Here is a 22,790-nt window from a genome sequence, read left to right as displayed (position 1 = left end):
ACATGAACGGTATCTGGAACGAACAACAGCAAGACATCCGCGCCCACTACCTGACCGTCGGCCGCGAGCTGGTGCGCCCCACCTCGTCCCAGCGCGATCGCGAACTGGGCTTCGACCGCGAACTGTGGCTGGCCCTGGGTAGCAGCGGCCTGTTCGGCGTACACATGCCCAAGCAGTACGGTGGCCAGGGCCTAGGCATCTGGGAATTTTCCGCTGCGCTGGAAGGCTTCTCCGAGGGCTGCCAGGACATGGGCGTGCTGGTCTCTTTCGTCGCCCAGGTGGCTCTGGTGCAGGCGGCGCTGATCAGCTACGGCACGGAGGAGCAACTGCAGCGCTGGCTGCCGCCGCTGATCAGTGGCGAGAAAATTGGCTGCTTCGCCATCACCGAACAGGGCTGCGGCTCCGACGTGCGTTCGCTGAAGCTGGCGGCGCGCCGCGATGGCAGCGGTTACCGCCTCAACGGCATGAAGTGGAACATCACCAACGCCCCGGTGGCGGATATCTGCATGACCTTCGCCCGCCTCGAAGAGGGCGGTGCCAACGCCATCTCCTGCTTCATCACCGAGACCGCCAAGCCGGGCCTTACCCAATCCACGCCGTTCGAGCTGATGGGCAACCGCGGCACGCCGATCGGCAGCCTGAGTTTCGACGACGTGGCGCTGGATGCCGCCAGCCTGGTCGGCATCGAGGGCCAGGGCCTGCGCGTGCTGTACTTCGGCTTCCTGGTCGAGCGCATCTTCACTGGCGTGTCCATCGTTGGCTGCATGCAGCCGGTGATCGACGAGTGCCTGCAATACAGCCTCAAGCGTGAGGCCTTTGGCCGGCCGATCAGCGACAACCAGTACGTGCAGGGCCACATCGTCCAGGCCTACACCCAACTGGAGCTGCTGCGCAGCGTGGTCGGCCGCGGCCTGACCGAACTGGAACAGGGCCGCGACTGCTCGACCCTCGCTTCGATCATCAAGGTGCTGGCCAGCGAGTCGATGCATGAGGCCTGCCTGAATGCCATGCGCATCCACGGCAACTACGGCTACCGCCGCGACCACCACTACGAGCGCCTGCTGCGCGACTCCATCGGCCTGTTCTTCGCCGGCGGCACCAGCGAAATTCACAAGACGGTGATCTGGGCCAACCTGGTGGCGGATGCGCAGAACCGTAGCAAGGCCAAGGACGACCTGCGCCTGGACGCCTACACCGGCGAAGGAGCGGCGGCATGAAGGCGCGCGCAGTCGAACTGCTCTCCTGGATGTTGCATCGGCCCTGGCTGATGCTCGGCCTGCTGTTGTTGATCTCCGCCCTGGCGGTGGTCGCGATGGGCCGCCTGGAGGTCAACAGCACCCCCTACATGATCGACAAGAGCCACCCTAGCCGGGTGGCCGACAGCGATACCAAACGGCTGTTTTCCAACACCGGCGAGCAGGCCATCATTGCCCTGGAAAACCCCCAGGGCAATATCTTCAACCCCGCCAGCCTCAAGCTGGTCGCCGAGTTGACCCGGGCCTTCCAGGCCATCGACCTGGTACAGCCGGCTGACAGCGACAAGCTGCAGGCCCTGCGCAGCGACCCGCGCCTGCAGGCCGAGGTCGACGCCATCCTCGCTGACGGTCTGGAGCCCGCCGACCAGCCGCGCCTGGCCGCGCTGAAGGCGCGCCTGGTCGAGAGCGGTGCACTCAGTCACACCCAGGAAGCCTGGCTGGACAGCCTGCAGACGCGCCTGGTGCCGATCCGCAAGGTGCGCAGCCTGGTCACCATCGAGAACATGCTGACCCTCGATGGCGCCCTCGATGTGCATCCGCTGATGCCGCGGGTTCCGCAGGATCAGGCCGGCCTCGCGGCCCTGCGTGACGAAACGCTGGGCAACCCGCTGTTCCTCGACAGCCTGGTAGCGCGTGACGGCAGCGCCACCAGCATCCAGGTCGAGTTCAACATCGCCCAGGATGACTCGCCGGCCATGCTGCAGGCCTACCAGGCCATTGTCGCGATCACCGACCAGGTCAAGAGCGACGACCGCATCTACCTTAGCGGCCCGCCGATGATCGCCGCGCAAACTGCGTCGAACATGGAGCAGGACAACCAGACCCTGCTGCCGGCGGTGCTGCTGGTGATCCTGCTGGTGCTGTTCGTCAGCTTCGGTCGCCTGCAGGGCGTGGTGGCGCCGTTGCTGATCGCCATCTTCAGCCTGATCTGGACCCTCGGCCTGATGGCCGCCTGCGGGGTGAAGCAGAACATCATCACCTCGATCATGCCGGTGTTCATCATCTCGATTGCGGTGTGCGACGCCATTCACTTCCTCGCCGACTACTACCGCAACCTGCCGTCCAACCCGGATCGCCAGGCGCGCATCGACACCGCCTTCAGCGTGATGCAGCAGCTGTTCTGGCCGATGTTCGTGACCTGCATGACCACCCTGGTCGGCTTCTTCTCGCTGGTCTGGACCGACGTCACCTTCATCCGCGAGTTCGGCATCTTCACCGGCCTCGGCATCTTCTTCGCCTGGTTGATCACCCTCGTCTTCCTGCCGGCCATCGTCATCCTGTGGAAGGCCGAGCCGCCGCGTCATGGCCTGCTGGTCAGCGACAAGCTGGACCGCATGATTGCCCGCCTCGGCCACTTCACCCGTTACGGCAAGAAGCTGGCGCTGGGCATGCTGGTGCTGATCGTGCTGTGCAGCTGGTACGTGGTGGAGAACCTCCGCGTCGACAACCAGGTGATCGGTTACTTCGAAGAGGACAGCCACATCCGTCAGGACGACGCGGCGATCAATGCCAAGTTCGGCGGGACCACGCCGATCAGTGTGATGATCGAGAGCCAGCAGGTTGACGCCTTCAAGGACCCGGCACTGATCCAGGCCGTGGCCAAGATCCAGGAGCATCTGCGCGCACGCAGTGAAGTCGGCTTCACCTACTCGGCGGCGGATTTCGTCAAGCGCCTGCACCAGGTCACCCAGGACAGTTTCGCCGCCGAGCAGTACCGCCTGCCCGCGGACATCAGCGGGCCGCTGTTGGCGCAGTACTTCCTGCTCTACGAGAACGCCAACGGCCGCGACCTGTTCGACGTGGTTGACCGCCGCTTCCAGAACGGCCGGGTGCTGGCCATCCTGCATACCGACCGCTCCTCGGAGGTCGGCGCAGTGAAGCAGGACGTGCTGGCCTATGCCCAGCAGGTGCTGCCGGCCGGCATGACGGTACGGGTTTCCGGTTACGGTGAAGTGCTGGTAGCGACTACCGATGCGGTGGTCTGGGGGCAGATCAACAGCATCCTGTCGTCGCCGGCGCTGATCGTGCTAATGGTCATGGTCATGTTCCTCTCGATCCGCCTGGGCTTCGTCGCCCTGTTGCCGCTGCTGTTCACCCTGGTGGGCATCAGCGCGCTGATGGCGCTGACCGATACCGACCTGGATATCGGCACCTCGATCATCGCGGCGATCACCTTCGGTATCGGCATCGACTACGCGATCCACGTGATCGCTGCCATGCGCCATAGCCAGGGCACGGTGCAGGAAGCCACCCAGTATGCCCTGCAGCACTGCGGCAAGCCGATTCTGCTCAACACCCTGGCACTGGGTCTGGGCTTCCTGGTGCTGTGCATGTCGGGCTATCAGTCGCTGGTCAATCTGGGCTTGTTTATCGCCCTGACCATGCTGTTCAGCGCGTTGTTCGCCCTGCTGGTGCTGCCGGTGTTCGTCGGTACCCGTGAGGCGCCGCTGACGAGCGCCGCCCAGCAGACGGAGCCGGCCAATGCGTAAGCACCTGCTCTGGCTGCTGTGCCTGGCCCTGCCGGCTGGCGCGCAGGATTGGCTGGCGCTGACCCTGTATCCGGGGGGCGACCTGTACCAGGCCGCCCACCTGCAGCAACTGGTGGGAGCCACGCAGAACCTGTGGACGCTGCAGGATGGTGCGGGGCGCACGCCGATTCGCGCCCTGGACAGCCTGGCCAGTACTAATGCGATTGCCGTGCAGGGCGACGATGTGCGCTTTCGCCGGCTGATCGAGACTCGCGAGCTGACGCCTGCGGGCCTGCAGACCCTGGCCGGGCTGGTCGAGCAGCATCCGCTGCTCGGCCCGCGCCTGGTCACGGCGACGCATGACGCGACGCACTTCTGGCTGCGCCTGGCGCACCCCTACAGTGAGGCCGAGCAGGCCGAGCTGCTGCGCCGTTATGCCCGCCAGCTGGCGACCGACTTCGGCGGCCAGTGCCGGGTGCAGGCAGACGCCAGCGGCGCCTTGCAGGGCCTCAGCCTCAGCGAGTGGCAGCTGCAGGCCGAGGCTGCGCAGCCGGAGCCGGTCGCCACCCTGCAACAGCTCGAACGCAGCACCGTTGCGCTGCGTGAGCAGAGTCTGCAGGCCTATTCGGCGGCGGACATCCTGATCTACCTCAAGCGCGTGCTGAATGGCGAAGCCAGCCTGCCGGCCAGCCGCGACGAGGTGGCGCAGCTCTACCTGATCGCCGAGAGCCTGCGCAGCCGCGACCTGCAGGACCTCGCCCGACCGGACTTGCAACGCCTCAATTTGGTCGCCCTCGGGCGCGGCCAGATGGCAGCGCCAAGCGTCGCCGGTTACCGCATCGAGGGCACGGCCACCTGGTCGTCCAGCCCCACCAGTTACCTGACAGTGGATTGTCGTTAAGGAGTTTTCCATGCGTATGTTTCTCTACAGCCTCGGCCTCGCGCTGAGCCTTCCGGCCCTGGCCGACAGCCTCGACCCGACCACCATCATGCGCGAGGTGCGTGACCGCGACGAAGGCGCCGACCGCCGCTCGGCGGTGACCCTGGTGCAGACCATGGCCGACGGTTTCGTCCGCGAACGCCAGCTGCTGATGCTGGAAAAGGAGTACGGCGAGGAGCGCAAGTCGACCCTGTATTTCACCGCGCCCAGCGACACCGCCGGCACCGGCATCCTCATGCACAGCTACGCCGAGTCTGCGGCCCGCGAGGACGACCAGTGGCTCTACCTGCCGGCCCTGCGCAAGACCCGGCGCATCGCCACCAACTCCAAGGAAGGTCCGTTCCTCGGTACCGACTTCTCCTTCGCCGACATCGAGCGTATGCGCGTCGATGACTACCAGTACCAGCTGCTGCGCGAGGAGACCTACCAGGGCCGCCCGGTGCAGGTGATCGAGGCGACCACCGCCGACGGCCTGGAGAACCCGCGCACCGGCTACAGCCGTCGCCTGGTGTATGTCGACCGTGAGCGCGGGCTGATCCTGCGCGACGAGTTCTTTCGTGGCGGCCGCCAGATCAAGACCTTCGAAGTGCTCGAAGTGGCGCAGATCGAGGGCTTCTGGACGGTCAAGGAGTCGCGGATGAGCAACCTGCTGGAAGGTGGCTCGACCCGCCTGGTGCGCGCCGAGGCCGACTACAACCTCGGCCTGGCCGACCAGAACTTCAGCGAGCGCGCCCTGCGCAACGGGATCCGTTGATGCGTGCAGCGCTTATCGGCCTGCTCGGCCTGGCCAGCTTGCCGCTGGCCGCGGCCACCCTGAGCAATCGCGGCCATCTGGAAGACGGCTATCACCACGACACCACCGGCAGCAGCAGTTCCGGCCATCGCCTCGAAGCCATGCTGGAGAGCCGCATCAGCGAGGGCAACTGGACCCTCGACAGTGTGCTGCTGGGGCGTTATCGCAGCCAGTACGACGATGCCGGCGGCCGGCTGGAAGAGCGCATGCAGTCCGACCAGGACCTGCGCGAGCTGTATGTCACCTGGGCCGGCGACAGCTGGCAGTGGCGCCTCGGCCAGCAGCAGATCGCCTGGGGCCGTGGCGACTATTTCCGCCTGGTCGACGTGCTCAACCCGCTGGACCTGCGCGAGTTCCTCCTGCCCTATATCGATGACTACTCCCTGGGCCGGCAGACCCGGCCGATGGCGGTGGTGGAAGTCTATGGCGACAACCTCGAACAGCAGTTCGTGCTGGCGCCGCGCAGCAAAACCACCCGCTTCGCCCCGGCTGGTGCCGACTTCGCTGTCGCCGGGCAACCGCAAGGCCTGCCCGAGGACGACGAACACGAGCGGGCGGATATCGGCTGGCGCGGCAAGACTCTGGTCGACGGCACCGACCTGGATTTCTACCTGTTCGACGGCTTGAGTCCCGACCCGTTGTACGTGGTCGAGGAAGGGCGGCAGGTCGAGCAACAGCGGCGGCGCAGTCTGGTCGGTGCCTCCTTCGCCCGCCCGGCGGGCGACTGGGTGGTGCGTGGCGACCTGGTGCACCTATTCCACGAACCCTTGCAGACCCCCACGGGTGCCGACAACGTGCCCAAATCGGCGGCGCTGCTCGGCCTCGACATGACCCGCAACGAGTGGACGGTGAACCTGCAGGCCACCGTCAGCCATCGCCACGATGCGCCGTCCAGCCTGGAGCAGAGCAATACCTGGGAGGCCTCGGCGGCCGTGCTCAAGGACTGGTCCAAGCAGCGCCTGAATGCCGGGTTGCTGTGGCTGTACAACCACGACACGCAGAGCAGCCACATGCTCAAGGCCAACCTCGGCTATCGGCCATGGAACCAGTGGTATGTCGAGACCGGGTTCATTGGCTTCAGCGGTGGCGAGCGTACCCAGTACGGCCAGTTCGACCAGCGCGACCGGGTTTATCTGCAGGTGCGCCGCGACTTCGGCTTCTGAGCCGAGGCATGGCGCGGGCAATCCCCTCCATGTTTAAGGAGCGGAAACCTGTTGGGCTTGGAGGGAAGGGCGCGGGCGGCGACAATGACGCCCGCGCCGTCGGGAACACCGGGCGGTATGCACAGTCGAACTGCCCGTTGTCGCCCAAGGAATACCCATGCGCCCCATCACCCTTGCCAGCCTGCTGGCCCTCACCCTGTTCCTGGCCGGTTGCCAGGGCCTGCTGCCGGCACGCGACAGCCAGCCCCTGGCCACCAGCCGTGAGGCCTGGGAACACCGCATGCCGGGTTGCACGGGCAGTGACTGTCCGCTGGTGAATATCGACCTGCAACTGCCCAAGGACCTGCCCGAGCTGCAGGCCCAGATCGAGCGCGAGCTGCTCGGGCTGACCATCGAACTGCCGGGCGACCCGCCGCCGAGCTCGCTGGCCAGCTACGAACGCGACTTCCTCGCTACGGCCAAACCGGGCTGGAGCAGCTACCTGCAGGCCAAGGTGCTGCAGCAGCATGGCCGTCTGCTGATCATCGAGCTGTCCAGCTACCGCTTCACCGGCGGCGCCCATGGCATCCCCGGGCGCGCCTACCTGAACTACGACCGCCGGCTCAAACGCGTGCTCAGCCTGCAGGACATGCTCCTGCCCGGCGAAGAACCGGCTTTCTGGCAGGCCGCCGAACTGGCCCACCAGGCCTGGCTCAAGGCCAACGGCCTCGATCAGGACCTCGACTACCAGGCCAGCTGGCCATTCGAACGCACCGACAACATTGCCCTGACCTTTGGCGCGGTGATGCTCAAGTACGAGGTGGCGCGCATCGCCCCCTACAGCAGCGGCCATCCGGAGCTGCGTATTCCCTATCCGCGCCTGAACGGCATTCTCAAGCCGTTCTACTTCCCCGGGCGTGGCTAACCGGATAGCCGGGGCGTGCTTCTTCGCGCCCTGGGCCCTTGCCGGGCTTGTTGACTAGACTGCTCTGGCAGCCGTGCACTGAAAATGAACCTGCTGCCATTCAGGCCTGTTGCTCAAGCAAGGGGATGTTATGCGTGCGCTGATACTGGGGGTTGTCGTTGGTCTGGGAAGCTGTTTTCAGGCCCAGGCCTGTGAGATATCGCTGACCTACAGCATCGACCCGATCCCGCCGTTGATCATGGGCGACAGTGAGATCGTCCCCGAGCAGCCTGGGCTTGCGATTGAACTGGTGCAGCGTGCGGCGGACGATATTGGCTGCCAGCTGCACCTCAAACGCGCCCCAACCCTGCGGGTGCTGGCCTCGGTCGAGTCTGGCCGCCAGGACGGAGCGCTGCTGTATTCCTACAACGCTGAGCGGGCGACGCGCTTTGCCTATCCACTCAAGGATGGTGTGGCCGACTCCGCGCGCAGTGTGAGTTCACAGGCCTATGTGTTGTTCCGCCTGCGCGGCTCGGCACTGGAGTGGGATGGTCAGCGTTTCAGCGGGCTGGATATGCCTCTGGGGGTCAACCGCGGCTGGTCCATCGTCAAGGATTTGCAGGCCCATGGCGTTACCTTTGAGGAGGAACCCAGTGCCCGGCGCAACCTGGCAAAGCTGCGCGCTGGACGCCTGGCGGGCTATGTCACCCTGCGTGAGGCCGGTAGCGAGGCCATTCGTCAGCATGGTTTCGAGGATATCGAGCAGCTGGCGCAGCCCTTCGTGATCAAGGACTACTTCGTGATTTTCAATCGCGATTTCCAGGCCCGCAATCCGCAGCTGCTGGAGCGCCTGTGGCTGCGGATCGCCCAACTGCGTGATGAAGTCATGGGCGAACAGGCGGCGAAGTACCAGATTCTCGATCATTGATGCGGCGGGTGGCGCCGATGGCCGACTAGACCTTGTCCCGCTGATGGCGCAGGGTCAACCCGCAGACCCAGGCCAGCAGGCTGTGGTGCGCACCCTGCGGATGGCGGTCCACGCTTGGCGTGGCCGCACATCCGGGGTTGGGATCAGACCTGCTTGTAGATCACCGAGCCTTCGCCCTTGAAACGTTCGGCCTGCTCCTTGAAGCCGGCCTCGACCGCCAGGCTCTCGTCGGACAGGCCGTTCTCCTTGGCGTAGTCGCGCACTTCCTGGGTGATCTTCATGGAGCAGAACTTCGGCCCGCACATGGAGCAGAAGTGCGCGACCTTGGCCGAGTCCTTGGGCAGGGTCTCATCGTGGTAGCTGCGCGCGGTGTCCGGGTCGAGGCCGAGGTTGAACTGGTCTTCCCAGCGGAACTCGAAGCGCGCCTTGGATAGCGCGTTGTCGCGGATCTGCGCGCCCGGGTGACCCTTGGCCAGGTCGGCGGCGTGCGCGGCGATCTTGTAGGTGATGATGCCGGTCTTCACGTCATCCTTGTTCGGCAGCCCCAGGTGCTCCTTGGGCGTGACGTAGCAGAGCATGGCGCAACCGAACCAGCCGATCATGGCCGCGCCGATGCCGCTGGTGATGTGGTCGTAGCCGGGTGCGATGTCGGTGGTCAGCGGGCCGAGGGTGTAGAAGGGCGCCTCGTCGCAGCACTCCAGCTGCTTCTCCATGTTCTCCTTGATCAGCTGCATCGGCACATGGCCGGGGCCTTCGATCATGGTCTGCACGTCGTGCTTCCAGGCGATCTTGGTCAGCTCGCCGAGGGTTTCCAACTCACCGAACTGCGCGGCGTCGTTGGCGTCGGCAATCGAGCCCGGACGCAGGCCGTCGCCCAGCGAGAAGCTGACGTCGTAGGCCTTCATGATTTCGCAGATTTCCTCAAAGTTCGTATAGAGGAAGTTCTCTTTATGGTGCGCCAGGCACCACTTGGCCATGATCGAGCCGCCGCGGCTGACGATGCCGGTCACGCGCTTGGCGGTCAGCGGCACATAGCGCAGCAGCACGCCGGCGTGGATGGTGAAGTAGTCCACGCCCTGTTCGGCCTGCTCGATCAGGGTGTCGCGGAACAGCTCCCAGGTCAGGTCCTCGGCCACGCCGTTGACCTTCTCCAGGGCCTGGTAGACCGGCACGGTGCCGATCGGCACGGGCGAGTTGCGGATGATCCACTCGCGGGTCTCGTGGATATGCTTGCCGGTGGACAGGTCCATCACCGTGTCCGAGCCCCAGCGGATGCCCCAGGTCAGCTTGGCCACTTCTTCTTCAATCGAAGAGCCCAGCGCCGAGTTGCCGATGTTGCCGTTGATCTTCACCAGGAAGTTGCGGCCGATGATCATCGGCTCCAGCTCCACGTGGTTGATGTTGGCCGGGATGATGGCGCGGCCGCGGGCGATTTCCTCACGGACGAACTTGGCGGTGATCTCTTTCGGGATCGAGGCGCCGAAGCTCTGGCCGCCGTGCTGCTCCTTGAGCAGGCCGGCCTCGCGAGCCTCGGCCAGCTTCATGTTTTCGCGGATGGCGACGTATTCCATCTCGGGGGTGATGATGCCTTTACGGGCGTAGTGCATCTGGCTGACGTTGGCGCCGGCCTTGGCCTTGCGCGGGTTGCGCACGTGGGCGAAGCGCATGGCGGTCAGCTCGGCGTCGTTCAGGCGGCGCTGGCCGAACTCGGAGGACAGGCCCGGCAGCTTCTCGGTGTCACCACGGTCGTCGATCCAGGCGCTGCGTACATCGGCCAGGCCCTGGCGCACGTCGATCTGCACGGTTGGGTCGGTGTAGGGGCCGGATGTGTCGTAGACGGTGACCGGGGCGTTGATCTCGCCGCCGAAGGCGGTGGAGGTCACGTCCAGGCTGATCTCGCGCATCGGCACGCGGATATCCGGGCGCGAACCCTGCACATAGACTTTCTGCGAACGGGGGAAGGGCTGGATCGACTGCTGGTCGACCTGGGCGCTCTCACTCAGATTCTTGGCTTGCTCGGCACGCATCGGCTGACTCCTGGCTGGTGTCGGAGCGAACCTGGGGCGGAGGGGCAGCGCGGGTGCACCGGGGCCGGTGCCGAGAGGGGCTCGCCGTGGCGAGTACATCTTGTTCCCTACGCAGGCCTTAACCTGATCAGGTTCAACGGGATCCGGAACTTTCCGATCTCAGCCCATGCTTCTGGGCACCCCGACAAGAACAGTCGGCAGTCTAATCAAGCGGCGGCGAGAACACCAATGCGCTGGTCGCCTGAGTGGGCTAGGCAGGGTTAAAAAAACGACAAACTAAACCGACGAGTAGAGTATTGTTGCAAGCCAGCAACAAAGCTTATTGCAAACTAGGCTATCGTCGTGCCTGCTGTGCCTTGACCACCGCGGGCCGCCCCCTTAGCCTTGCCCGATTCACTCGTATCTAGGATTGATCATGCTACGCAGACTCTCTCTGGCGCTCGCAGTAGCTTCCGCCGCATCCGGAATGGCCTGGGCCGCTGACGCCCCGGCTGGCAGCAAAACCGGTCTGGTGACCGTGTACAACGAGGCGGTGAAGAACAACGCCGACCTGGCCGCCGCCCGCGCCAACTACGGCGCCATCAGCGAAGTGGTACCGCAGGCCCGTGCTGGCCTGCTGCCGAACCTGTCCGCCGGCGCCGACATGACCAACACCGACACCCAGGTCGATCGCACTATCGGTGACCTGGATTCCTCGCGCAGTGGTACCTCCTACCGCGCCAGCCTGAGTCAGCCGCTGTTCCGTGCCGACCGCTGGTTCCAGTACCAGGCGGCCAAAGCCACCAACGAACAGGCCAGCCTGGCCCTGTCGGCCACCGAGCAGAACCTGATCCTGCAGAGTGCCGAGACCTACTTCGCGGTGCTGCGCGCCCAGGACACCCTGGCCTCGACCAAGGCCGAAGAAGCCGCGTTCAAGCGCCAGCTGGACCAGGCCAACGAGCGTTTCGACGTCGGCCTGTCGGACAAGACCGATGTGCTGGAAGCCCAGGCCGGTTATGACACCTCGCGCGCCAACCGCATCATCGCCGAGCGCAATGTGCAGGACGCCTTCCAGGCCCTGGTCACCCTGACCAACAACGAATACTCCGCCATCGAAGGTATTCAGCACACCCTGCCGATCCTGGTGCCGGTGCCGAACGATGCCAAGGCCTGGGTCGATACCGCCGCCCAGCAGAACCTCAATCTGCAGTCCAGCAACTATGCGGTGGACGCAGCCGAGGAGACCCTGCGCCAGCGCAAGTCCGGCCATGCGCCAACCCTCGACGCCGTGGCGCAGTACCAGAAGGGCGACAACGACTCGCTGGGCTTCAACAACAACGACGCGTTGTCGGTCTATGACGGCGATGCCGAGCAGACCACCATCGGCCTGCAGCTGAACATCCCGATCTACAGCGGCGGTCTGACCAGCTCGCAAGTGCGCGAGTCTTACCAGACCCTGACCCAGGTCGAGCAGGAGCGTGAGAGCCTGCGCCGGCAGATCGTCGAGAACACCCGCAACCTGCACCGCGCGGTGAACACCGACGTGGAAACCGTACAGGCGCGCAAGCAGTCGATCATCTCCAACCAGAGCGCCCTGGAAGCCACCGAAATCGGCTATCAGGTCGGTACCCGCAACATCGTCGACGTGCTCGATGCCCAGCGTCAGCTGTACAGCTCGGTGCGTAACTACAACGATGCGCGCTACGACTACATCCTCAACAACCTGCGCCTGAAACAGGCCGCCGGCACCCTGGCACCGTCCGACCTGGATGCGCTGTCCGGCTTCCTCAAGCCGGACTACAACCCGGACCAGGACTTCCTGCCGCCGGACCTGGCCAGGGCTGCCGAAGCTCAGCTCAAGGGCAATGCCGAGTACTGAGTGGCAGACAATTAAAGAACCCGGCAACTGCCGGGTTTTTTATGCGCGCTAGAAATCTATGGAGCTGCGTAGGCTGGATCGCGCTTTATCGATCCAGCGTGCGGGCCTGGTGGTGGATGAACACGGCGTCATCCCCCCTTGGCCTGATCCTGTAGGAGCCAGCTTGCTGGCGATAGGCAGACAGCGTCCCGCTGATCGCCAGCAAGGACTAGGCGTTCCCCTGGCTCCTACAAAAGCTTGTGCTGAATAACAGTATCTACGGGGCGGTCTGGCTCTCTAGCCATGTGAGGGCGCCCAGCCCGGCCGCACGACCGCTGGCGAAGCAGGCCGTGAGCAGGTAGCCACCGGTCGGCGCTTCCCAGTCGAGCATTTCGCCGGCGCAGAACACCCCGGGCAGCTGACGCAGCATCAGCTGCTGATCCAGTTCGGCGAAGGGCACGCCGCCGGCGCTGCTGATCGCCTCGTCCAGCGGTCGTGGGCGTAGCAGGCACAGCGGCAGGGCCTTGATCGCCGCCGCCAGCAGGTCCGGCTCGGCGAATTGCGCGGCGCTGGTCAGCTCGCGCAGCAGCGCGGCCTTGACCCCGTCGAGTCCCAGCTGGCTGTGCAGGTGCTTGGCCATGGAGCGCGAGCCGCGCGGCTTGGCCAGCAACTGGCAGACCTTCTCCAGCGAGCGATCCGGTTGCAGGTCGAGGTGCAGGGTGGCGCTGCCGGTCTGCTCGATCTGCTCGCGGATGGCGGCCGAAAGGGCATACACCAGGCTGCCCTCCACGCCGACTGCGGTGAGGATGAACTCGCCGCGCCGCGGCGCCTCGTCGGCCAGGGCCAGGGTCACGTTCTTCAGCGGGGCGCCGGCGAACTTGTCACGCAGCAGGGCGCTCCAGCCCGCCACCTCGAAACCACAGTTGGCCGGCTGCAGTGGGGCGATGCTCACTCCGCGCTGTTCCAGCAGCGGCACCCAGGCGCCATCCGAGCCCAGGCGCGCCCAGCTACCGCCGCCGAGGGCCAGCACGCAGGCGTCGGCGTGGATCGCCTGTTCGCCCTCGCTGGTCTGCAGGCGCAGGCTGCCATCGCTGTTCCAGCCCAGCCAGCGGCTGCGCGTGTGCAGGCGCACGCCGGCCTCGCGCAGGCGCTTGAGCCAGGCGCGCAGTAGCGGTGCGGCTTTCATGTCGCTGGGGAATACGCGCCCGGAGGTGCCGACGAAGGTGTCGATGCCCAGACCATGAATCCAGGCACGCAGGCTGTCGGCATCGAAGTCGGCGAGCAGGCTGGCGACTTCCTCGCGGCGCTCGCGGTAGCGGCCGATGAACGCCGCTTTCGGCTCTGCGTGGGTGATGTTCATTCCGCCGACGCCGGCCAGGAGAAACTTGCGCCCCAGCGAGGGCATGGCGTCGTACAGCTCGACGCGCACGCCGGCATTGGCCAGCACTTCGGCGGCCATCAGCCCGGCGGGGCCGCCACCGATGATGGCGACAGTGGGCGATTGCGGAGGCGTAACTGCAGGCATGGCGAGTGACGAGCGGCGATAGAGGCGGCGATTCTACATCAGCAATCGGTGGCCGCCTGCGTCAGTCCGGCCGCTCCAGCAGCAGCTCGCTGAAGTCGGTAGGGGCGGCGGGATCGTTCAGGGTCACGATCATGATGGCCAGCAGCAACGCGACGGCGATGAGCAGCAGGCCGACGCTGACGATGGCGAGCAACCAGCTGCTGCCGTCGGTATGGCCGTAGCGCTCTTTCCAGTCGTCCTTGTCGGCCGCCAGGAAGGTGATCGCCTCCACCAGGGCGAGCAGCATGGGAATGCCGCTCCAGCACAGCAGCAGGTAAAACATGCCCCACCACTGGCCCAGGTAGAAACGGTGCATACCCAGGCCACCGAGAAACAGGGCGAGCAGGCCGGCGACTAGCTGGTTGCGCGGCTTGAGGTTCTGCCCGGCGTTGCAGGCCGGGCAGTGATTGTCCAGCCGGCCGATGGCCGTGCCGCAGTAGCGGCAGTAGACGTGTTGGGCGGTGGCGGGCTGGGCTGGCATGGGCAACATCCTGTCGGTGAGGCGGCGATCCTAGCAATGCCGGCGGCCCGGCGGCTAGCCACGAAGGTCAGGCCCGCAGCGCCTGCAGCACCCGCGCCGCGCTGTGGTGGAGGATGCCGTGGCGCCGGGCCAGGGCCGCGCGGTCCTTGTCGTAACCGCCGCCGATCAGGCCGACCACCGGGATCTCGCGCTCCAGGCAATGGCGCAGCACCGCCTCGTCGCGGGCGGCGATACCGGCGTCGGTCAGTTGCAGGTAGCCGAGAGCGTCGTCGCGGTGCACGTCGACGCCGGCGTCGTACAGCACGATATCCGGCTGGTAGAGGGCCAGCAGGTAGCCGAGGCTGTCGTTGACCACCTTGAGGTAGTCGGCGTCGCCCATGCCGATCGGCAGGCCGATGTCCCAGTCGCTGACCGCCTTGCGTGCCGGGAAGTTCTTCTCGCAGTGCAGCGACACGGTGATCGCGTCGGGCACGTTTTCCAGGATGCGCGCGCTGCCGTCGCCCTGGTGCACGTCGCAGTCGAAGATCAGCACGCGCCCGGCCTGGCCGCTTTCCAACAGATGCAGGGCTACCACCGCCAGGTCATTGAAAATGCAGAAGCCCGAGGCGTGGTCGAAGTGCGCGTGATGGGTACCGCCGGCCAGGTGGCAGGCGATGCCGTGCTGCAGCGCCAGTTCGGCAGCCAGCAGTGAGCCGCCCACCGCGCGCACGGTGCGCCGGGCCAGCGCTTCACTCCAGGGCAAGCCGAGGCGGCGCTGCTCCTGCGCGGTCAGCTCGCCGGCGAGAAAGCGCTCGATATAGGCCGGGCAGTGGGCCAGGGCCAGCACCTCGGGCGGACAGATCTGCGGGCGCTGCAGCTCGCTGTCGGCCGTCAGGCCGCTGTCCACCAGGTGATCGCGCAACAGGCGAAACTTCTCCATCGGGAAGCGATGGCCGGCAGGGAAGGGCGGGCTGTAGTCGTCGTGGTAGACCAGCGGCAGGTGCATCGGGCGGCTCTCGTGATCACGCTGCAGGCAGTATGCTGTGGGCCTTGTCACTGGCTCAAGGAGCCGTCGCCCGATGAATGCCGAACAGGCCGTACGCGCCTACCACCAGCTCAGCAAGCACCGCCCGGATGCCTACGCGCCGGGGCCTGGCCAGCTCGACTGGGCGACCCAGCCGGCGCCGTTCCGCCGCTACGGCGGGGCGCGGCTGATCGAGCTGTGGCAGCGCCCGCAGGAGGAGTCGCCAGGCTACGACGCGGTGTTTGCCGAGCCGCTCGGCGCGCCAGCCGAACTGAACCGCGCCAGCCTCTCACAACTGCTATATGACAGCCTGGCGCTGTCGGCCTGGAAGGAGGCCGGCGGCAATCGCTGGGCGCTGCGGGTCAATCCGTCGTCCGGCAACCTGCACCCGACCGAGGCCTACCTGCTGCTGCCCGCCGGTGTGCTGGGCGAGGCCGGCATGCTGGCCCATTACGCACCGGATCAGCATGCCCTGGAGTTGCGCACCGAGCTGCCGGCCGTGCTGGCCAATCAGTTGGCCGAGACGCTGCCGCCCGGTGGCTTCCTCCTCGGCCTGGCCAGCATCCCCTGGCGCGAGGCGTGGAAGTACGGCGAGCGCGCCTATCGCTACTGCCAGCACGACCTCGGCCACGCCCTGGCCTGCATCAGCATCGCCGCCGCCATCCACGGCTGGCAGGTGCGCCTGCTGCGCGGGGTGGCGGAAGGTCGCCTGGACGGCCTGTTCGGCCTGGATCGCGAGGGCTTCCACGAAACCGAACATGCCGACTGCCTGCTGTGGATCGGCCCGCCGCAGCCTGGCGAGTTCAAGTTGCCGAGCAGCCTGCTGGGCGGCCTGGCCGCGCTGGAACTGGCCGGGCAGCCTAATCGGCTGTCGCGCCACTACCGCGATTGGCCGGAGCTGGCGCGGGTGCAGGCGCTGTGCCGCGCGCCAGGACTGCCGCCGGCTGAGTGGGCGGCGGCGCCTGGCCTGCTGGCCACGGACAATCCCGGCCTGCCGCTGCGGCCGATCCTGCACCGGCGGCGCAGCGCCCAGGCCTTCGACGGCCGTAGCGGCATTCACGCCGAGCTGCTGTTCGCCTGGTTGCGCCGCCTGCTGCCGGGCAATTCGCCAGTGCCCTTCGCCGTGCTCGGCGCGCCGGCACAGGTCGATTTGCTGCTGTTCGTCCACCGCGTGCAGGGCCTGGAGCCCGGCCTGTACTGGCTGGCGCGGGGCGACGGGCAAGCCCAGCCAGAGGGGCTGCGTGCAGATTTCGCCTGGCAGCGCGCGCATGCCGAGCTGCCGCTGTACCGCCTGCTGACCGGCGATGCCCGTGGCCTGGCCGGCTTCCTGTCCTGTGGCCAGGACATCGCCAGCGACGGCTGCGTGGCCCTGGCCATGCTGGCGCGCTTCGACCAGGCCTTGGACGAGGGCGCCTGGCACTATCCACGGCTGTACTGGGAATGCGGGCAGATCGGCCAGTTGCTGTACCTGGAAGCCGAGGCGGCAGGCCTGTCCGGTACCGGAATCGGCTGTTTCTTCGACGATCAGGTGCATGAATTGCTCGAACTGGCCGACAGCCGCTGGCAAAGCCTTTACCATTTCACCATTGGTCGTGCAGTGTGGGATGAACGTCTCTCCTCGCAGCCGGCTTACCCCGAATTGCGTCGCCCCGAGGGAGGGGAATCATGAGTCAAGTGCTGGAAGATCTGGTGGCCCTGCTGAGCCTGGAGCAGATCGAGGAAAACCTGTTCCGCGGCCTGAGCCAGGATCTCGGCTTTCGCCAGCTGTTCGGCGGCCAGGTCCTCGGCCAGTGCGTGTCGGCGGCCAGCCAGACGGTGGAGGAAGCGCGCCATGTGCACTCCATGCATGGTTACTTCCTGCGCCCCGGCGATGCCAGCCTGCCGGTGGTGTACCAAGTCGAGCGCATTCGTGACGGTGGCAGCTTCAGTACCCGGCGGGTCACGGCGATCCAGAAGGGCCAGCCGATTTTCTCCTGCGCGGCGTCCTTCCAGTACGACGAACAGGGCTTCAGCCACCAGCTGCCGATGCCCGATGTGCCCGGCCCGGAAGGCCTGCCTTCGGAAACCGAGCTGGCGCGCCAGGTGGCACAGCTGATTCCGGAGCGCATGCGCGAGCGCATGACCAGCGACAAGCCGATCGAGATCCGCCCGGTGACGCGCATCAACCCCTTCGCTCCCGCGCCGTGCGAGCCGATCAAGCACGTGTGGTTCCGTGCTGCCGGTGCGCTGCCGGCCGAGCCGCAGTTGCACAAGTTCCTGCTGGCCTACGCCAGTGACTTCAATCTGCTGACCACCTCGATGCAGCCGCATGGCGTCTCGGTGTTTCAGAAGTTCATGCAGGTCGCCAGCCTCGATCACGCCCTGTGGTTCCACGGCAACCTGCGCATGGACGACTGGTTGCTGTACGCGATGGACAGCCCCTGGGCCGGCAATGCCCGCGGTTTCTCGCGGGCGAGCATCTTCAACCGTGCCGGCCAACTGGTGGCTTCGGTCAGCCAGGAAGGCCTGACCCGCCTGCGCGAGGATTGGAAGTGACAGCCAGGGCGGGTGAAATCCGCGCTTCGCGGACGCGGGTTTCACCCGCCCTACGGCCATGAGCGTCGGTAGGCTGCGCAGTAGCCAGCACTGGGTGTTCGACATGGACGGCACCCTGACCATCGCCGTGCACGACTTCGAGGCAATCAAACGTGCCCTGGAGATCCCCGTCAGCGACGACATCCTCCATCACCTGGCCGCCCTGCCTGCGAATGAGGCAGCGGCCAAGCATGCCTGGCTGCTCGAACACGAACGCGAGCTGGCCCTGGCCGCGCAGCCGGCGCCGGGAGCGGTGGCGCTGGTGCGCGAGCTGCAGCAGCGCGATTGCCGCCTCGGCATCCTCACCCGCAACGCCCACGAGCTGGCGCTGCTGACCCTGCAGGCGATCGGCCTCGGTGATTGTTTCGCCAGCAGCGACGTGGTTGGTCGCGACGAAGCCCCGCCCAAGCCGCATCCCGGCGGTCTGCTGCAGCTGGCCGGGCACTGGCAGGTGGCGCCGCAGCAACTGGTGATGGTCGGCGACTACCGCTTCGATCTGGACTGCGCCCGCGCCGCCGGGGCCTGCGGTGTGCTGGTCAACCTGGCCGAAAACCCCTGGCCGGAACTGGCCGACCATTTCGCCGTGGACTGCCACGCCCTGCTCAGCTACCTGCAGTAGACCGCTGTCGGGCTGCGCCGAGCAGTCCTGCAGGGTGCGCGGTGCACCCGGCGAGAGATCGTAAGCTGGTCTCAGAAGTGCAGGATCAGGGTCTTCAGTGGTGGCTGGCCATCGTGCGAGGGGAAGTCCGCCGCCGGCGGCAGCACCTGCCAGTCGCGCACCGGTCGACCGAGCTTCTCCGCGCAGCGCAGCACTTGCTCGCGCCAGTCGTCCATGGCCACCCGCGCCAGGTTGTTGCAGCAGATCAGCGTGCCATCGGCTGCGGTGGCGAGGATCGCCGGCTTGAGCAGGCTCTGGTAGTCACGCTGCAGGTCGACGGTGCCGAAGGCGCTCTTGGCCCAGGCCGGCGGGTCGAGCAGCACCAGGTCGAATTGGCGCTGCGCCAGGCGCGGGTAATGCGGCAGCTTGTGCCCGCGCCGCGCACTGATCGGCAGGCCGGCCAGCTGGCGGATGGCCGGGAAGTAGTCGGACTGGATGAACTGCATGGGTGGTAGCTGCGGGTTGAGCAGGCCGTTCTCGCGGCCGACCGCCAGGTTGCCTTCGGCAAAATCCAGGTTGACCACTTCGCTCGCACCACCGGCCGCGGCACACAGGCCGACGCCGCAGGTGTAGGCAAACAGGTTGAGTACCGACTTGCCGGCGCTGTGCGCCTTGACCCAGCCGCGGGCGTTGCGCAGGTCGAGGAACAGCAGCGGGTCCTGCCCCGGATGACGGCCGCGCACCCGGTAGTTGAGGCCCCACTCATGGCCGATCTGGTCTTCTAGGGCGGCCGGTTCGGCCTGGTATACCGGGTCGCTGCGGTCGATGCGCGAATTGCCTTGCGAGCGGTCGTTGTAGACCAGTTTCAGGTCGTGGCCGAGTTGCTGCTGGACGGTCGCATGCAGGTCGAGCAGGGCGTCGCGTTCGAGGCTCTGGTGGAAGCTCTGCACCAGCAGCTGCGGGCCGTAGCGGTCGGCGGTGAGGCCGGGGGCGCCTTCCTGGCTGCCATGGAACAGGCGATAGCAGTCGCTGCCCTGCTCATGCAGTTCACCGAGCAGGTCCTGGCGCTGGGCGAGAGCGGCGCGCAGCGCCTGATTGAGAGAGTGCATGCGCGGCGTCTCGAAATAAGGGGCGGGCAGTTTACCAGTCCGACTCCGGCGGCGGGCGGCTCAACGGCGAATGGCTAGGCCCAGGCGCTGGTGCGCGCGGTGTACGGCGGCGCCGCGCACGGCCCAGCGCAGCAGGCGGGCGACGCGGCCGACGGCTATCCGGATCAGGCGGCTGCGCAGGGGGCCGAAGGCGCGGCCGAACTGCTGTTGGGCCCAGTCCGGGAGCAGGTCGTAACCGGCCTGCAGCATCAACTTGCCCATGGGCGCGGCAATCGCGCTGGGCGCCGGGGCGGCCTGCAGGATGCGCAGGATTTCCCGCGAGCGCTCATCGCACAACAGCTGCGGGCGGATGGTGGCCAGGTACTGCTCGATCTCGGCGCAGGAGTGCGGCACGTCTGCGGCACCGAGGCGCTCGGCAATGCTGGCCACTTCGGCGTAGTAGCGGTCCTGTTCGGCGCTGCTCAGCAACGGGTCGCGGTAACGCAGGTGAGCCTTGAGAAAGCAGGAGACTTCGGCCACATGCACCCAGGTCAGCAGCTGTGGGTCGCTGGCGGCATAGGCGCGGCCATCCGGCGCGGTGCCGACCACCTGCAGGTGGATGGTGCGTACCTTGTCGATCAGCCAGTCGGCGTCGCGCCGGCTGCCGTAGGTGGTGCCGGAGATGAACTGGCCGGTGCGGCGCAGGCGGCCGAGCAGATCATCGCGAAAATTCGAGTGGTCCCACACCCCGGCGAGGGCCAGGGGATGCAGGGCTTGCAGGAGCAGGGCGCTGATGCCACCGATCATCATGCTGGTGAAGTCGCCATGGACTTTCCAGCACGCCGAGTCGGGGCCGAACAGGCCAGGGTCACCGACTGGTTGCTCGAAGTCGATCTGGCCCAGGGCCAGGCCGGTGAGGCTGAGTACCTGGCTTTCGATATGGCGGCGAATCAGTTCCAACAGCGTACTTCCTTGTCGCGGCCCCTCCATTACGGCAGGGGCCGCTGCGTTTCAGCGGTTCAGGCGCTTGTCGATCAGACCGTCGACCACGCTGGGGTCGGCCAGGGTCGAGGTATCGCCCATGTTGTCCAGCTCGTTGCAGGCAATTTTGCGCAAGATGCGCCGCATGATCTTGCCCGAGCGGGTCTTCGGCAGGCCCGGCGCCCACTGGATCAGCTCCGGCTTGGCGAAGCTGCCGATCTCCTTGCTGACCAGTGCCAGCAGCTCGGCTTTGAGCGCGTCGTTGAGCTGCGCGCCGAGCACCGGGGTGACGAAGGCGTAGATGCCCTGGCCCTTGATGTCGTGCGGGTAGCCAACCACTGCGGCTTCGGCGATGGCGTCGTGCAGGACCAGGGCGCTTTCCACTTCGGCGGTGCCGATGCGGTGGCCGGAGACGTTGATCACGTCGTCGACGCGGCCGGTGATCCAGTAGTAGCCGTCCTCGTCGCGGCGCGCGCCGTCGCCGGTGAAGTAGTAGCCGGGGTAGGGCTTGAAGTAGGTGTCGATCATGCGCTGGTGATCGCCGTAGACGCTGCGGATCTGGCTCGGCCAACTGGCCTTGATCGCCAGCACGCCGGAGCCGGCACCTTCAATTTCCTTGCCCTGGTCATCCAGCAATACCGGTTGCACACCGAAGAACGGGCGGGTGGCTGAGCCGGGCTTGAGGTCGGTGGCGCCGGGCAGCGGGGTGATCAGGATGCTGCCGGTCTCGGTCTGCCACCAGGTGTCGACGATCGGGCAGCGGCATTCGCCAACCACGTGGTAGTACCACTCCCAGGCTTCCGGATTGATCGGCTCGCCGACCGAGCCGAGCAGGCGCAGGCTGCTGCGCGAGGTCTTCTGCACCGGGCCTTCACCTTCGCGCATCAGCGCGCGCAGGGCGGTGGGGGCGGTGTAGAAAATGTTGACCTGGTGCTTGTCGATCACCTGCCAGAAGCGCGAGGCGTCCGGGTAGTTCGGCACGCCCTCGAACATCAGGGTGGTGGCGCCATTGGCCAGCGGGCCGTAGACGATGTAGCTGTGCCCGGTGACCCAGCCGACGTCGGCGGTGCACCAGTAGATATCGCCTTCGTGGTAGTCGAACACGTACTTGTGGGTCATTGCCGCGCCGAGCAGGTAGCCGCCGGTGCTGTGCAGCACGCCCTTGGGTTTGCCGGTACTGCCTGAGGTGTAGAGGATGAACAGCGGGTCTTCGGCGTCCATCGGCTCGGCCGGGCAGTCGCCGGACACTTCACGCAGGGCCTCGTGGTACCAGAGGTCGCGGCCTTCCACCCAATCCACCTCGCCCTGGGTGCGCTCGACCACCACCACGGTGCTGACGGCCGGGCAGCTCTGCAGGGCCTGGTCGACGTTCTTTTTCAAGGGGACATACTTGCCGCCGCGCACGCCCTCGTCGGCGGTGATCACGGTGCGGCAGTCGGCATCGAGGATGCGGTCGCGCAGGGCGTCCGGGGAGAAGCCGCCAAACACCACCGAGTGCACCGCGCCGATGCGTGTGCAGGCGAGCATGGCGTAGGCCGCTTCCGGAATCATCGGCATGTAGATGCACACCCGGTCGCCTTTCTTCACCCCGCGCTGCTTGAGCACATTGGCCAGGCGGCAGACATGGCTGTGCAGCTTGTTGTAGGTGATGTGTGCCGATTCGCTGGGGTTGTCGCCTTCCCAGATGATGGCGATCTGTTCGCCACGCTCGGCCAGGTGGCGATCGATGCAGTTGTGCGCCACGTTGAGCTGGCCACCCTTGAACCATTCGGCCTGGCCCTTGGCCAGGTCGCTGCTGTGCACCTGGTCCCAGGGCTTGGACCAGTCGAGGAACTGCCTGGCCTGTTCGCCCCAGAAGGCATCGGGTTGCTCGATGGACTGGCGGTACAGACGCAGATAGGCGTCGTTATCCAGGTGGGTGCGCTGGCGCACGTCATCCTTGACCGGGTGAAGGCTGATTTCGAACATGGCGGGTCCTTGTTGTTATCCGTCCGCGGTGCTCGCTAGGGTGCACCCAGGCCCTTGCCGGGTTCAAGTGCTGCGCGACTTTCCTTTATCGCTGTGCGGCCGTAGCCCGGATGAAATGCGGGAAGCAGGCGGCCTCGATCCCGAATTGCATCCGGGCTACAAGATGGGGGGCTAAAATCGCCGGTAAAGCGTTATGAGCGCAGGCCAGACAAGGCGAAAGCCGACGAGGACGCGGAGT

General features: G+C 66.3%; 18 protein-coding genes and 1 riboswitch. Of the genes, 11 read left to right on the top strand and 7 right to left on the bottom strand.

Annotation, left to right across the window (positions count from 1 at the left end):
• Nucleotides 1-2 precede the first annotated feature (2 nt).
• The 7 genes from LRS11_RS01945 (at nt 3) to LRS11_RS01915 (ending at nt 8,431) form a co-directional block, all read left to right on the top strand.
• Entirely contained in the window at nt 3-1,217 is a 1,215-nt protein-coding gene (locus tag LRS11_RS01945) for an acyl-CoA dehydrogenase family protein (RefSeq protein ID WP_260495302.1), read from the top strand.
• On the top strand, nt 1,214-3,745 hold the full coding sequence (locus tag LRS11_RS01940) for an efflux RND transporter permease subunit (RefSeq protein WP_260495301.1): 2,532 nt from the start codon (nt 1,214-1,216) through the stop codon (nt 3,743-3,745). The genes LRS11_RS01945 and LRS11_RS01940 overlap by 4 nt, the downstream gene beginning before the upstream one ends.
• Entirely contained in the window at nt 3,738-4,625 is an 888-nt protein-coding gene (locus LRS11_RS01935) for a hypothetical protein (RefSeq protein ID WP_260495300.1), read from the top strand. Before LRS11_RS01940 ends, LRS11_RS01935 begins: the two co-directional genes overlap by 8 nt.
• Nucleotides 4,626-4,635: 10 nt before the next feature.
• Nucleotides 4,636-5,418: an outer membrane lipoprotein-sorting protein gene (locus tag LRS11_RS01930; protein ID WP_260495299.1), complete on the top strand. Its 783-nt coding sequence runs from the start codon at nt 4,636-4,638 to the stop codon at nt 5,416-5,418.
• The gene (locus tag LRS11_RS01925) at nt 5,418-6,620 is read left to right on the top strand and encodes a DUF1302 family protein (RefSeq protein ID WP_260495298.1); all 1,203 of its coding nucleotides are present in this window, start codon (nt 5,418-5,420) and stop codon (nt 6,618-6,620) included. The genes LRS11_RS01930 and LRS11_RS01925 overlap by 1 nt, the downstream gene beginning before the upstream one ends.
• Before the next feature lie 157 nt (nt 6,621-6,777).
• Entirely contained in the window at nt 6,778-7,524 is a 747-nt protein-coding gene (locus tag LRS11_RS01920; protein WP_260495297.1) for a DUF3298 and DUF4163 domain-containing protein, read from the top strand.
• A gap of 130 nt (nt 7,525-7,654) precedes the next feature.
• On the top strand, nt 7,655-8,431 hold the full coding sequence (locus LRS11_RS01915) for a substrate-binding periplasmic protein (protein WP_260495296.1): 777 nt from the start codon (nt 7,655-7,657) through the stop codon (nt 8,429-8,431).
• Nucleotides 8,432-8,574: 143 nt separating this feature from the next.
• On the opposite strand, the gene thiC is transcribed toward LRS11_RS01915, so the two are convergent.
• Nucleotides 8,575-10,458, bottom strand: a complete 1,884-nt coding sequence (gene thiC / locus LRS11_RS01910) for a phosphomethylpyrimidine synthase ThiC (RefSeq protein WP_260495295.1) — start codon at nt 10,456-10,458, stop codon at nt 8,575-8,577.
• A gap of 87 nt (nt 10,459-10,545) precedes the next feature.
• Nucleotides 10,546-10,652, bottom strand: a riboswitch (TPP riboswitch).
• A 221-nt stretch (nt 10,653-10,873) separates the two neighbouring features.
• Between thiC and LRS11_RS01905 the strand changes: the two genes are divergently transcribed.
• Nucleotides 10,874-12,316, top strand: coding sequence for a TolC family outer membrane protein (locus LRS11_RS01905; RefSeq protein ID WP_260495294.1), 1,443 nt, complete (start codon nt 10,874-10,876; stop codon nt 12,314-12,316).
• Between the two features lie 256 nt (nt 12,317-12,572).
• Here the strand turns inward: LRS11_RS01905 and LRS11_RS01900 are convergent, their stop codons facing one another.
• From LRS11_RS01900 to LRS11_RS01890, 3 genes are all read right to left on the bottom strand, one after another.
• Nucleotides 12,573-13,820, bottom strand: a complete 1,248-nt coding sequence (locus tag LRS11_RS01900; RefSeq protein ID WP_260495293.1) for a TIGR03862 family flavoprotein — start codon at nt 13,818-13,820, stop codon at nt 12,573-12,575.
• Nucleotides 13,821-13,881: 61 nt separating this feature from the next.
• Nucleotides 13,882-14,340, bottom strand: a complete 459-nt coding sequence (locus LRS11_RS01895) for a TM2 domain-containing protein (protein WP_260495292.1) — start codon at nt 14,338-14,340, stop codon at nt 13,882-13,884.
• A gap of 67 nt (nt 14,341-14,407) precedes the next feature.
• Complete coding sequence (locus LRS11_RS01890; RefSeq protein WP_260495291.1) at nt 14,408-15,325, bottom strand: histone deacetylase; 918 nt, start codon at nt 15,323-15,325, stop codon at nt 14,408-14,410.
• Between the two features lie 73 nt (nt 15,326-15,398).
• Here LRS11_RS01890 and LRS11_RS01885 point away from each other — a divergent pair, with 73 nt between their 5' ends.
• From LRS11_RS01885 to LRS11_RS01875, 3 genes are read left to right on the top strand one after another with little or no spacing between them, the layout of a single operon-like run.
• On the top strand, nt 15,399-17,012 hold the full coding sequence (locus tag LRS11_RS01885; protein ID WP_260495290.1) for a SagB/ThcOx family dehydrogenase: 1,614 nt from the start codon (nt 15,399-15,401) through the stop codon (nt 17,010-17,012).
• A complete protein-coding gene (tesB, locus tag LRS11_RS01880) occupies nt 17,009-17,878 on the top strand; it encodes an acyl-CoA thioesterase II (protein WP_260495289.1) in 870 nt (289 codons plus the stop codon). Before LRS11_RS01885 ends, tesB begins: the two co-directional genes overlap by 4 nt.
• Before the next feature lie 58 nt (nt 17,879-17,936).
• Nucleotides 17,937-18,536 carry an HAD family hydrolase gene (locus LRS11_RS01875; RefSeq protein WP_260495288.1) on the top strand — a complete coding sequence of 200 codons (600 nt, stop codon included), beginning with the start codon at nt 17,937-17,939 and terminating at the stop codon, nt 18,534-18,536.
• Nucleotides 18,537-18,607: 71 nt separating this feature from the next.
• Here LRS11_RS01875 and LRS11_RS01870 read toward each other — a convergent pair whose 3' ends face one another.
• The 3 genes from LRS11_RS01870 to acs are packed head-to-tail and all read right to left on the bottom strand — an operon-like array spanning nt 18,608 to nt 22,552.
• On the bottom strand, nt 18,608-19,624 hold the full coding sequence (locus LRS11_RS01870; protein WP_260495287.1) for a class I SAM-dependent rRNA methyltransferase: 1,017 nt from the start codon (nt 19,622-19,624) through the stop codon (nt 18,608-18,610).
• Between the two features lie 60 nt (nt 19,625-19,684).
• Nucleotides 19,685-20,563 (bottom strand): oxygenase MpaB family protein, encoded by an 879-nt coding sequence (locus LRS11_RS01865; RefSeq protein ID WP_260495286.1) that lies wholly within the window; start codon nt 20,561-20,563, stop codon nt 19,685-19,687.
• A gap of 51 nt (nt 20,564-20,614) precedes the next feature.
• Complete coding sequence (gene acs / locus LRS11_RS01860) at nt 20,615-22,552, bottom strand: acetate--CoA ligase (RefSeq protein ID WP_260495285.1); 1,938 nt, start codon at nt 22,550-22,552, stop codon at nt 20,615-20,617.
• Nucleotides 22,553-22,790: the final 238 nt, after the last annotated feature.

The sequence above is a fragment of the Pseudomonas sp. J452 genome, assembly GCF_024666525.1.
GTDB lineage: Bacteria > Pseudomonadota > Gammaproteobacteria > Pseudomonadales > Pseudomonadaceae > Aquipseudomonas.
Note: the sequence above shows the minus strand (reverse complement) of the source record. Positions and strands in the feature narration are given on the sequence as shown.